Genomic DNA, 12,133 nt, shown 5'->3' on the forward strand with positions numbered 1-12,133 from the left:
AGAGGAACGCTGACTATAGGCTATATGTAATGGGTTATGAGATTGGCAACTGTTATTGTTCCCTCACCCCCTGCCCCCTCTCCCGCCCAGCAGGCGAGGGAGGAACCGCTTGGGCAGTGCTCCCCTCGCCCGCCGTGGGAGAGGGGGCAGGGGGTGAGGGATGGTGATAATTGGTTGTTAACCCAATAAACCATTACAGCTATGGGCTAACACAACAATTTAGCTATTCCCATGATCTTCAATAGTCAAAAGCCCATAGCCTGTAGCCTGCGTTACCCTTCGTGCGCTTCGTGTCCTTCGTGGATCAAACCCCGATCCCCAACAACCGACAACCGATCCCCGATATGGTATGATGACATGGGTTTACCCACCAACGAGTCGAGTAGCGCAGGAATATACATGTCACTCCCAAATCAAGCCACCCCAATCGAGACCTATCGCCAACGCAGTGCTAGCTATCAACTTGAATTAGAGCAGCTTCGCCAACGCTCAGATCGCTTTGCCAATCTCCGTTTGGTGTTGTTTGGCGCAGCGCTGTTTGCGGTGATTTTTGGCTTTGCCAATGCACCATGGTGGTTTGCAGTCGCAGTTGGCTTGCTAATTGGCTTTGTTTGGGTCTTGATTCAGCATAATACGGTTGAAGAACAGCGCCAACGCACTCAAGCGCTGTATCAATTAAATCACTATGGCGTGCAACGCTTGGAGCGCGATTGGGTCAATTTGCCCTTGCGTGTGCCAAGCCTCGACATTCCTGCCGATTCGTATGCTAACGATTTGGATTTGGTGGGCCGCGCCTCGTTGTTGCACTTACTTGGCCATTTACCAACCGCCTTGGGCTTGGATACGCTGCTGAGTTGGCTTTTGGCTCCAGCAAATCCCAGCACAATTACATCGCGTCAACAGGCGATCGCCGAACTAGCCCAAAACGTGCAATTGCGCGAAGAGTTGCATGTGGCAGCCCATCATGTTACCGCTGAACGTGCTGATTTCGAGCAATTTCTGGTTTGGACAGAACAGCCAGCGCAGGTACTCAACCGGATGTGGGTGGTTTGGTTAGCGCGGTTGTTGCCAATCGGGCCAATCGCGGGCTTAGTGGCCTATTTGGCTGGCTGGACGAATGTGCCTTATTGGTTGGTGTTGTTTATTCTCAATATCATCGTCAGCAATGGCTTAGGCTTATGGGCCAATCAGGTGATTATGGCGGTCAGTGCACGGCGCAAAGGCTTTGCTGGCTTTGGCGCATTGTTTCGGGCGATCAACGAGCCGCAATTTCAAGCCGCTTTGTTGCGCCAAGCCCAAAGCCAATTAACTGCCAATGGGGTTCGCGCCGATCATCAGATGGCGCGTTTGAGTCGCTTGTTGAGCCTTGCTGATCAGCGATTTAGCTATTTTTATATTGTGCTCCAAGGCTTTAGTTTGTGGAATATTCACATTGGATGGTTGCTTGAGCGTTGGCAGCGCGATGTGCGTGGTCAAGCCCGCGCTTGGCTCACAACCTTGGGCGAAATTGAAGCGCTTGCCGCCCTCGCCACCTTACAAGCCGACCACCCAAATTGGACTCAAGCCCAACTGCATACCACTGATCAGGTGATTGCTAGCGGTTTGGCCCATCCCTTGTTGCGGCCAGATAAAGCGGTGGCCAACGATTTGAGCATCGGGCCAGCAGGCACACTCTTTTTGATTACTGGCTCGAATATGGCAGGCAAAAGCACCTTGATGCGAGCCATCGGCCTCAATATTGTGCTCGCCCAAACTGGCAGTGTGGTGTGTGCCAGCAATTTGCAATTGCCAGTGCTGCGGCTTGCCACCAGCATGCGCATCAACGATTCGCTAGAACAAGGCGTTTCGTACTACATGGCCGAATTGTTGCGGCTCAAAATGGTGTTGGGCGAGGTTGAGCAAGCGCGGGCAGCAGGCCAACCAGCCTTATTCTTGTTGGATGAGATTTTGCATGGCACCAACACGCGTGAACGTACCGTTGCTGCACGCCATATCATTGCCCGCTTAATCGGTTTAGGTGCGATCGGCGCAGTTTCAACTCACGATTTGTCGCTGGCAACCGCGCCCGATATTGCCGCCATCAGCCAACCATGGTATTTGACCGAACACTTCGAGCGCGGCGATAATGGCCCAAGCATGACCTTCGATTATCAATTGCGAGCTGGTTTAGCGCCGAGTACTAACGCCCTCAAGCTGATGGAAATCGTTGGTCTAGTCGATCAGGATGTGCCGTTGAGCGTTGCCGCCAATAGTTAGCAGGCCGATTATGCGCCGACTGTTTGATATTTTGGCAATTTGTGTGCTTTTGGGCTACGCTTGGCTAGCTACACGCAGCCAAGGCGGCGCTGATGATCCAGTCTGGCAACGTGCCAAGGCGCGGGGAGTTTTGGTGGTTGGCACCGATTTTGGCTTCTTGCCATTTGCTCAATTAGAAGGCCAACAACCAATCGGCTATGATGTGGAGTTGGTCGAGGAAATCGCTCGCCGCCTCGATTTAACCGTTGAGTGGCGGCAAATTGGCTACGATGGCTTGTTTCCGGCGATTGATCCGGCCAATCCAAATCAAGTTGATCTGATTGCCGCCGGAATTATTCAGAATCCAGCCGAAGGTTGGCGAGCACGCTATAGCCAAGCCTACCTTGATGGCGGCCAACAATTATTGGTTAGTTCTAGCAACCCAATTACCAAACAAAACCAATTAATTGGCTCGATTTCAGTGCAACTTGGCTCACCAGGCGAGAGCATAGCCCGCCAAATCTTCAGCCCTCAACAGATCGATAATAGCCCGTACATCGAAATTGCTGCTGCCGATCTGGTAGTACGCGGCTTTTCAGAGGCGGCAATCGTTGGCAATTTAACCGCCTTACACACCAACAATCGCCAGCAAACCCGTACCCTCGCCAGCCTCAGCTACGAACCGTTTGTCTTGGCGATGCCAATCACCGCCTACGAATTGCAGAACCAAATTAATCGTGAGCTTGGTCAACTGCATGCCGAGGGCTGGATCGCCAAACTCAATCAGAAATGGTTTCCCTAGCGCAAACGTGCCACAATGATAAAGACACCAAAGCCTAGAAAGAGAATTAGCCCGATCTTAAAGCCAACAGCAAACACTGCCGCCAGAATCGCCCCGACAGCAAACGAGCCAGCCGCCGCAATCTGCATGATCAGGCCGCGTTTACGGGTAGCCCAATCGATCGCTCGCATAATCATTTCGCCAATCACACCGCCCATAAGAAAAAAGAGAAATATGCCAAATGGGCTAAGCAAATAAGCACCAACCCCACCAAGCACGAGGCTAATCGCCCCAGCCTTGACCGCATCAAGCGGCTCAACTTGGTACATTGGTGATCGGCGTTCTTTACGACATTCAGGGCAAATAAAGCCGACTGGCGTGCGTTCGCTGCATTTCGAGCAGATTGGCCGCGCACATTGAATACAGCGTAAGCCGGTTTCGACCGTTGGGTGGCGATAGCAATAGAGCGTTTCGCTGGTGGGAGCCATCAATGGGGTTGGGTCAATTGGCGGCAGATTAACCGCTGGGTGTGGATTAGCCGCGCCACTTTTGAGCGCCGCCAACGCTCCTTGGGCGGCAATATTATCTGGCTCTAATTGCAGCGCCTGCTCAAGCAACAACCGTCGCTCGTTAAATGTCCCAACTACCTCAGCCAACGCGATTAACACCGGTACATCGTTGGGGGCAAGCCGATTGGCTTTGCGCAAAGCGTTACGCGCCGTCGTTTTATCGCCACGTTGCGCTGCCTCGCGTCCAGCACTCAGCAACGTTCCTACATCTTCAGTTTGTTCAAGATCAAGCACAAAATTCCCCTTTCATGGCCTCTACAACCATCCAGCGCACGATGATCCGCGTAGCATGGCTTAGAATGCGCTTATTAGCGTTAATCATACCGTTTTTTGGTTGTTTGAGGAATATTTCGATGCGAATTGTTGTGATTGGCAGTGGGTTTGGCGGTTTGGGTGCGGCGATTCGGTTGCAAGCCAAAGGCCACGATGTGACGATTTTGGAGAAGCGCGATAAGCCTGGTGGTCGGGCTTATGTTTATGAGCAAGATGGTTTTAAATTTGATGGCGGGCCAACTGTGATCACCGCGCCATTTATGATTGATGATTTATTTACTTTGGCGGGCCGCAAAACCGAAGATTATGTCACGATGATGCCAGTCAGTCCGTTTTATCGCATCTTTTTTCATGATCAAAGCCATTTCGATTACTCCGATGACCTGCCAAGCATGGTGCGCCAAATTCGCGAGTGGAACCCTGCTGATGTTGATGGCTATTTGGAATTTGTGCGCCGCGCCGAGCAGATTTTCAACAAAGGCTTCACCGAATTAGCCGATCAGCCTTTTTTGAAATTAGCTGATATGCTCAAAATCGTGCCCGATATGATCAAACTTGAGTCGTATCGCACAGTTTATGGCTTTGTTTCGAAATTTGTGCAAGATGAGCGTTTGCGCCAAGTGCTCAGTTTTCACCCGTTGCTGGTCGGCGGCAACCCCTTCCAAACCACCAGCATTTATACCTTGATCAACTTCCTCGAACGCAAATGGGGCGTGTGGTTTGCCAAAGGCGGCACAGGGGCGTTAGTTCAAGCCTTGGTTAAATTATTTGAAGATTTGGGCGGCAAAATCGAACTCAATCGCGATGTAGCGGAAATTAGCACCTACAACGGCAAGGCTACGGGCGTGCGCCTGCGTGATGGCAGCGAAATCAAAGCCGATGCGGTGGTTTGCAATAGCGAAGTTGCTTGGGCCTATCAAAATCTCTTGCCCAGCAGCATGCGCAAAAAATACACCGACCGCAAGCTCGCTCGGATGCGCTATTCAATGTCGCTGGTCGTGATCTATTTCGGCACCGATCGTCAATATCGCGGCCAAGATGGGCCAAAACTCGCACATCACGATATTATTTTGGGGCCACGCTACCAGCCCTTGCTTGATGATATTTTCACGAAAAAACAGCTGGCCGATGATTTCTCGCTGTATTTGCATATGCCCACCTTGACCGATCCATCGTTAGCACCAGAAGGCTGCGAGGCTTTTTATGTGCTTTCGCCAGTGCCGCACCTTGGTTCGGGCACCGATTGGCGGCAGACAGCCAAGCCATATCGCGACCGAATTATGAACTTTTTAGAAGATCGCTACCTGCCCAATTTATCCAAACATATTGTCAGCGAGCATATGATTACGCCCTTGCATTTTGCCGAAACCCTGAATAGCTACCAAGGCAGCGCCTTCTCGGTCGAGCCAATTCTGACGCAATCGGCCTGGTTCCGTCCGCACAATCGCTCGGAAGAAATTCCTAATCTCTATTTTGTCGGGGCTGGAACCCACCCCGGGGCTGGCTTGCCGGGCGTATTATCCAGCGCCAAAATCGTCGATGATTTGATTGGAGCCTAATCTATTCTCCGTTGAAACACACCACGATTATGCTTTAATCATGGTGTGTTTGCTTTAACCGCCAGCAAGCGACTAGATTGAACCAGAATAGGTGTGCTATAATCACGGTGTTTTGCCAAATCAACACGAGGCTCCAAATTTATGCAATTACTCTATTTAAGCTTAGATCAACTAGAAGCCGACCCAAGCGGGATTCGCCAAGATCAAGGCGATATTGCCGCGCTCGCCGCAACGATTGCCGAACAAGGCCTGTTGCAACCACTTGGGGTTATCGGCATTGGCGCAGATCGCTATCGCGTGGTGTATGGCGGGCGACGCTTGGCTGCCATTAGCTCGCTTGGCTACGAACGGGTGCCCTGCATCAAGCTTGATCTACAAGAAGCTGACCGCCTGACCCAGCAATTGGCCGAAAATGTGGCCCGCTTGGATCTGAATGATCTTGAAAAAGCGGTGGCCTTCAAACGGCTGCGCGATCAACTGAATGAAGTTGGGGTAAATGGCGACCTCGATGAGGAAGTTGGCAAGCGGGTTGGCTTGGTTGGCCGCTCGGTACGCCGCTATTTGAGCTTGCTTGATCTACCCGAGGAAGTACAAGCCTTGCTGCGCAATGGCGATTTGAATGTAACCCAAGCTCAACATATTCGGCGCTTGCCCAATGAACGTCGCCAAGTTGAGCTAGCACGCTATGCTGCTGACGAAGGCATGTCGGCGGCCCAAATTAGTGGTTTGGCGGCCTATCTGACTGCCAACCCCGAGCTTTCGGTTGAGGCTGCACTTGATGCGCTCGAAGGTGGCTTGGAACTACGCACCGAACGCATCGGCGAAGTTGAACAAACTGGTGGCCGTTTAAGCCATGGCTCGACCGAGGGCGCTGGCCTTGATCCCGATGATGCTGATATTTGGGATGATGAAGACGAGCGCATTCAGCATGAACACGATCAATTCTTCGCGGTGGTTGAAGAAACCGAAGCCAAAAAAAATAAATCGCGGGTCTTCCGTATTCGCTCGCTTGATCAAATGGTCGATGAAACTGATCGGATTTCGCGGGCGGTACACGAGGGCGATTTCAGCAAATGGCTGGAAAGCGATGAGAATGCGCCCTTCAAAGTGCGGCTCGTGCTCAAGCAAATCGAAACGCTCAGCAAAGCCCTGCGCAGCACCCTGCAAGATCAAGGCTGGGAAAACGAGGAGTAGACCAAGAATGAATTATGAAGGATGAGGGATGAAGAGCCGAGGGGTCAGGGGCAAGCCAGCCTCGCACCCAAGCTTAAACATCAACCCCGCGCTGTCTGGCGCGGGGTTGATACATTTAAGAAAAGACCAAGGTTAAGGAGTTGGGGTTGGTTGTTGCAAGGTGGGCGAAATGCCCGAAGTTGCAGTTGCCAACGGCGCATTGGTAATTGGCGCTAAAGTTGTGGTTGGTTGGGTTGTTGGCATCAACGACGGAACTGCCACCACAATTTGATTGGGTGTCGATGTCGTATCAGGGAACAGCAAACTGACTGGGGGCAATTTAAAAATATACAGCACCCCAACCAAAGCGGCCAACACCACCAACGACCCTAAAATACCCCAACCGGATAAACCACCGCCTGCTGGTTTAGGAGCAGTAGTTGGCGTAGGTCGAGCAGCGCTTGTCGGGATAGCCGCCATTGCTGGATTCAAACGCCCCGAAGCAGTAATCGGTACATGCTGTTGGGTTTCGTCATCGCGCATGCCAGCCACGGGCATTGGCGCAGTGCCGGTTGGGCCAACTGGCAATTCAAATTCTTCAGTGATTGGCTCTGCACTGCGTAATGGCCCAGTCAACGGCTGATTCAATAATGTTTCCAGCAATGGATCATTATCGGCAATCGCCTCAAGCTCATCGACTTGCACCAACAACGCGGTGATATTATCGTAACCACCGACTCCATTCGCCAGATCGATCAAGCGTGGCACAATTTGCTCAAATGGCAGCGTATTGATGGTTTTTAAGATGGTTGCTTCATCGACGAAGCCATGCAGACCATCGGACGAGATCAAAAAGCGATCGCCAGCCTGAACCGGCTCACGAAACACATCAACTTGCACCTCGCGTTGATGCCCAACCGCGCGGGTGATGATGTTTTTGATCTTCGATTGTGATGCTTGTTCGCGGGTCATTAACCCAGCCCGAACTTGCTCCTCGACAAACGAGTGATCGACGGTTATTTGGCGCATTGCATTATTGCGAATCAAGTATGCGCGGCTATCGCCAACATTCGCCAGAAACGCCACATTTTTGAAGATCAGCAAGGCCACCGAGGTGGTTCCCATATTGCCACGGCCACGATCGAAGACAGCCTGATTGGCACTCACGATAGCAGTAGTGAGGGCTTTGGGAATATCGCTTTGAACAACGTTCGGAAATGTTGCCAACATGGTTTGCACAGCCGTTTGACTGGCAACTTCGCCAGCTAAATGACCGCCCATGCCATCGCAAACAACAAAAAGTTGGATTCCGTTTGGTAGCGGGTCGCCCACGCCATAGGCATCTTGGTTAACTTCGCGTGAACGCCCAATGTCGGTTTGTGCGCTGTGGCGTAGCTTCATCGATACTCCTGTCAATCCCGGGACGATTTACATCGTGAGTGTATCGGCGCGAGTATAGCATAGGCCGTACTATGCAGCAACAATACAATCGGCTGTTAGCTAAAATTTGGCTTATTTTTGTTATTGTATTGATCATCTGGGTGAATGTCTATAGGCAGAAAGCCCAAAATGCCCTGTGCTATAATTGCGCAATTAAAAGATCCGCATGAAAGGTATTGGTTTTTCCTATGGCATTTGCAATCGGGATTGATCTCGGGGGCACGCATTTACGTGCGGCCTTAGTTGACCGAGATGGTGAAATTCTTGCTCATGAACGGATTCGCACCGAAGCGCATGAAGGTGCTGAAGCAGTTGTTGGTCGGATTACTCAATTAATTAACGCCATGATCGCTGCGGCGAATGGTGCAACAATTGTCGGCGCTGGCATCGCCGCACCTGGCCCACTCAACCCCTTTACCGGTACGGTCATTACCATGCCCAACTTGCCAGGTTGGGAGAACTTCCCCATCCGCGATCGAATCGCCGCCCAAGTTCCGTTTCCAGTCGTGCTCGGCAATGATGCCAATTTGGCTGCTGTCGGCGAATGGTTATTCGGCGGTGGTCGTGGCATGCAAAATATGATTTACGTCACGATCAGCACGGGCGTTGGTGGTGGGGTCATTTGTGATGGTCGGTTGTTGCTCGGTCACAATGGCTTTGCCGCCGAAGTTGGTCACATGGTGCTCGACCCGCATGGCTTTGCACCCGCCACGGCCACCCCAGCTGGTTCGTGGGAAGCGCTCGCATCAGGCACATTTTTGGCCTACCACGCTGCCGAAGCGATGCGAGCAGGCACTGCCACCGTACTTAATCAATTAACCACTCCCGATGCCGTCACCACCCATCATTTAGATCTGGCGGCGCAACAAGGCGATGAGTTGGCAATTCGCTTAATCGAAAATGCTGGCTTTTGGTGTGGGATTGCCTTCGTCAATTTGCTGCATATGTTCAGCCCTGAAGCGATTTTCGTGGGCGGCGGGGTTTCCAACTTAGGCGATCGTTTGCTCAACCCAGCTCGCGCCGAAATTACCAAACGCGCCTTGCCCGGCTATCGCAATGTGCCAATTCATCAAACCAAGATGGGCGATAATCTAGGGGTGCTTGGCGCTGCTGCCTATGCATTTAGCTCAATCCAACAAGCCTAATTTTAGCATCAAGCCGCTCAGTTCCAAAGTCTCCTGACAATGCGCCTTTGGGTCTTGGCGGCTTGCCGTTTTTAGCACAAAGGATGCCTGCATGTCGTCAAGGATTCGCCGCAGTGAAATGACCTGCCCCGCCCATAGCCTAGCCATGATCACCAAAGCCGCCGCCTCTGAGGCCGACGAAGTGATTATCGATTTAGAAGATGCTTGCGCCGTTTCACAGAAAATTGCCGCCCGTGCCACAGTCATTCAAGCCTTGCAAAGCTTAGATTTTGGCCAGAAAATTGTAGCAGTGCGCCCAAATGCGGTGCAAACTCATTATCACTATCGCGATGTCGTTGAAATTGTCGAGGCGGCTGGCGCTAAAATTGATGTTTTGGTGATTCCCAAAATTGAAAGCGCTGACGATGTGCGCTTCGTTGATCGGTTGCTCAGTCAAATCGAGGCCAATATTGGCTTGCAGGTTGGCACAATTAAGCTCGAAGTATTAATTGAAGGCACTCGCGCCTTGCAAGCGGTTGAGCAGATTGCCAACGCCTCGCCTCGTTTGGAAAGCTTAATTTTTGGTTTGGCGGATTATGCAGGCGATTTGGGAGCACGCTCGGCAGATGATCAATGGGGCATGTTTGCTTACCCCAAGCACAAAATGTTGGTAGCGGCCAAAGCGGCGGGCCTAGAGGCGATCGATAATGTGACCTTTGCCTTTCGCGATGCCGAGGCCTGCCAACGCGATGCAGAACGCGCTGCCGCGATGGGTTTCGATGGCAAATGGGCAATTCATCCGGTACAAGTGCCAATCATCAACCAAGCCTTTTTGCCCAGCGCTGCCGAAATTGCCGAAGCTCAACGCCTGATCAAGGCCTACCAAGCTGCCGATCAACAGGCAGGCTTAGGGGCAATTGCGATTGATGATCAGATGATCGATGCAGCAAGCTTGCGGGTTCATGCCAAAAAATTAGCTATGGCGCAACGGGCAGGGTTAATCGCCATTCAGCCTTAGCTCAATCAATTTCGTGCCTCATGATATACTGTCAACAGATTGACATTGCAAGCCCTCACACAATAGGACATAAAGGACACAATGGCTGAACAGACGCACATTCGCAACTTTAGCATTATCGCCCACGTCGATCATGGCAAAACCACGCTTTCGGATCGTTTGTTGGAAGTGACCCAAACACTTTCTTCACGCGAAATGCGGGCACAAACCCTCGATGCCATGGATTTGGAACGCGAAAAGGGCATCACGATTAAGATGCACCCCGTCCGGCTAGAATATACCGCCAAGGATGGTCAACAATATGCCTTGCATATGATCGACTGCCCAGGCCACGTTGACTTTAGCTACGAAGTTTCACGCTCGTTGCAAGCCTGTGAAGGCGCATTGTTGATCGTTGATGCTTCCCAAGGGATCGAGGCCCAAACATTGGCCAACGTCTACTTGGCACTCGAAAACAATCTCGAAATTATTCCAATCTTGAATAAAATCGACTTGCCTGGCGCTGAAGTCGAGCGCGTTTCCGAGGAAGTCGAGCATGTGCTGGGCTTGCCACGCGAAGAGATTATTTTGGCTTCGGGCAAGGAAGGCACAGGCGTGCCCGAAATTCTCGAAGCGATTGTCGCCCGCATTCCACCACCCAAAGGCATCAACGAAGCGCCTGCTCGTGCCTTGATTTTCGATTCGCAATACAACGCCTACAAAGGCGTAATTGCCTATATTCGGGTGGTCGATGGCACGATTCGAGCTGGCGATAAATTGCGCCTAATGGGCACCGAAGTGCTGACCGAAGCCATGGAAATTGGCTTCTTCCGACCAGGCATGGTCGCTGGCCAAGCGCTCAGCGCTGGCGAAGTCGGCTATATCGCGACTGGTTTGAAATCGGTGCGCGATTGCCAAGTTGGCGATACAATCACGCTCGTTGATAATCCTGCAAAAACCTCACTGGCCCCGTATGAGCCAGCCAAGCCAATGGTGTTTGCCGGTTTGTATCCCGTCGATTCAGGCGATTACACCTTGCTGCGCGATGCGCTGGACAAATTGCGTTTGAACGATGCGGCGCTTTCGTTCGAGCCAGAAACCTCAGCCGCGCTAGGATTTGGCTTCCGTGCGGGCTTCTTGGGCTTGCTGCACATGGAAATTGTGCAAGAGCGGCTCGAACGTGAATACAACATCGATCTATTGGTAACTGCGCCCAGCGTGGAATATCAAGTGCTAACCAATGCTGGCGAAATTTTGATCATCGATAATCCCTCAGAATTGCCCGATGTTGGCCAAATCAGCCAGATCGAAGAGCCGATGATGTCGATTAGCATTATCGTACCAACTCGCTATATTGGCGTGGTCATGGAGTTGGTCACGGGCAAACGTGGTATTTTCCAAAGCATGGATTATCTCGATAAAGAGCGGGTCGTGCTGAAGTACGAAATTCCACTCTCAGAAATTGTGATCGATTTCTATGATTCGCTTAAATCGCGCACCCAAGGCTATGCTTCGCTGGATTATCATCTGAGCAGCTATCGCGCCTCGGATTTGGTTAAGCTTGACGTGTTGGTCAATGGTACGGCGGTTGATGCGCTTTCGATGATCACCCACCGCGACAATGCCTATCGCCAAGGCCGCCAATTGGTCGAAAAGCTGCAAAAGCTGATTCCACGCCAAATGTTTGAAGTGCCAATTCAGGCAGCAGTTGGATCACGGGTGATCGCCCGTGAAACCATTCGAGCAATGCGCAAAGACGTGTTGTCGAAATGTTATGGTGGCGACATCACCCGTAAGCGCAAGCTCTTGGAAAAACAAAAAGAGGGCAAGAAGCGCATGAAGATGGTTGGCAACGTCGAGATTCCACAAGATGCCTTTATGGCGGTTTTGAAGCTCGATAGCTAATGTAGGTTCCTTAATCCTTTTCTTTCAAGGGGAAGGTTTTAAGGCTTGTATTCATCAATCACCACCCTTCCGTCCCG

At 51.6% G+C, this 12,133-nt stretch carries 9 protein-coding genes; 7 read left to right on the forward strand and 2 right to left on the reverse strand.

Features of this window, described 5'->3' with window-relative positions; translation table 11 throughout:
- Nucleotides 1-399: 399 nt before the first annotated feature.
- Entirely contained in the window at nt 400-2,256 is a 1,857-nt protein-coding gene (locus tag DEF47_RS02455; protein ID WP_012190717.1) for a MutS-related protein, read from the forward strand.
- A 10-nt stretch (nt 2,257-2,266) separates the two neighbouring features.
- The gene (locus DEF47_RS02460) at nt 2,267-3,037 is read left to right on the forward strand and encodes an ABC transporter substrate-binding protein (RefSeq protein ID WP_012190718.1); all 771 of its coding nucleotides are present in this window, start codon (nt 2,267-2,269) and stop codon (nt 3,035-3,037) included.
- Here the strand turns inward: DEF47_RS02460 and DEF47_RS02465 are convergent.
- Entirely contained in the window at nt 3,034-3,819 is a 786-nt protein-coding gene (locus DEF47_RS02465) for a DUF456 domain-containing protein (protein WP_012190719.1), read from the reverse strand. The two genes, DEF47_RS02460 and DEF47_RS02465, sit on opposite strands and share 4 nt — an antisense overlap.
- 119 nt (nt 3,820-3,938) lie before the next feature.
- Between DEF47_RS02465 and DEF47_RS02470 the strand changes: the two genes are divergently transcribed.
- Complete coding sequence (locus DEF47_RS02470) at nt 3,939-5,417, forward strand: phytoene desaturase (protein ID WP_012190720.1); 1,479 nt, start codon at nt 3,939-3,941, stop codon at nt 5,415-5,417.
- 141 nt (nt 5,418-5,558) lie between these two features.
- A complete protein-coding gene (locus tag DEF47_RS02475) occupies nt 5,559-6,611 on the forward strand; it encodes a ParB/RepB/Spo0J family partition protein (RefSeq protein WP_012190721.1) in 1,053 nt (350 codons plus the stop codon).
- A 132-nt stretch (nt 6,612-6,743) separates the two neighbouring features.
- On the opposite strand, the gene DEF47_RS02480 is transcribed toward DEF47_RS02475, so the two are convergent.
- Nucleotides 6,744-7,991 (reverse strand): Stp1/IreP family PP2C-type Ser/Thr phosphatase, encoded by a 1,248-nt coding sequence (locus tag DEF47_RS02480; protein WP_012190722.1) that lies wholly within the window; start codon nt 7,989-7,991, stop codon nt 6,744-6,746.
- 227 nt (nt 7,992-8,218) lie between these two features.
- Here DEF47_RS02480 and DEF47_RS02485 point away from each other — a divergent pair, with 227 nt between their 5' ends.
- From DEF47_RS02485 to lepA, 3 genes are all read left to right on the forward strand, one after another.
- A complete protein-coding gene (locus tag DEF47_RS02485) occupies nt 8,219-9,175 on the forward strand; it encodes an ROK family protein (RefSeq protein ID WP_012190723.1) in 957 nt (318 codons plus the stop codon).
- A 91-nt stretch (nt 9,176-9,266) separates the two neighbouring features.
- Nucleotides 9,267-10,172, forward strand: a complete 906-nt coding sequence (locus DEF47_RS02490) for an HpcH/HpaI aldolase/citrate lyase family protein (protein ID WP_012190724.1) — start codon at nt 9,267-9,269, stop codon at nt 10,170-10,172.
- Nucleotides 10,173-10,253: 81 nt separating this feature from the next.
- The gene (gene lepA / locus DEF47_RS02495) at nt 10,254-12,056 is read left to right on the forward strand and encodes a translation elongation factor 4 (protein ID WP_012190725.1); all 1,803 of its coding nucleotides are present in this window, start codon (nt 10,254-10,256) and stop codon (nt 12,054-12,056) included.
- Nucleotides 12,057-12,133: the final 77 nt, after the last annotated feature.

This window comes from Herpetosiphon sp. (genome assembly GCF_003512625.1).
In the GTDB taxonomy this organism is placed as follows: domain Bacteria; phylum Chloroflexota; class Chloroflexia; order Chloroflexales; family Herpetosiphonaceae; genus Herpetosiphon; species Herpetosiphon aurantiacus.

Coding starts and splice junctions, on each gene's coding strand:
- DEF47_RS02475 (WP_012190721.1), top strand. CDS start 5,559: ATGCAATTACTCTATTTAAGCTTAGATCAACTAGAAGCCGACCCAAGC.
- DEF47_RS02455 (WP_012190717.1), top strand. CDS start 400: ATGTCACTCCCAAATCAAGCCACCCCAATCGAGACCTATCGCCAACGC.
- DEF47_RS02490 (WP_012190724.1), top strand. CDS start 9,267: ATGTCGTCAAGGATTCGCCGCAGTGAAATGACCTGCCCCGCCCATAGC.
- DEF47_RS02460 (WP_012190718.1), top strand. CDS start 2,267: ATGCGCCGACTGTTTGATATTTTGGCAATTTGTGTGCTTTTGGGCTAC.
- DEF47_RS02480 (WP_012190722.1), bottom strand. CDS start 7,991: ATGAAGCTACGCCACAGCGCACAAACCGACATTGGGCGTTCACGCGAA.
- lepA (WP_012190725.1), top strand. CDS start 10,254: ATGGCTGAACAGACGCACATTCGCAACTTTAGCATTATCGCCCACGTC.
- DEF47_RS02470 (WP_012190720.1), top strand. CDS start 3,939: ATGCGAATTGTTGTGATTGGCAGTGGGTTTGGCGGTTTGGGTGCGGCG.
- DEF47_RS02485 (WP_012190723.1), top strand. CDS start 8,219: ATGGCATTTGCAATCGGGATTGATCTCGGGGGCACGCATTTACGTGCG.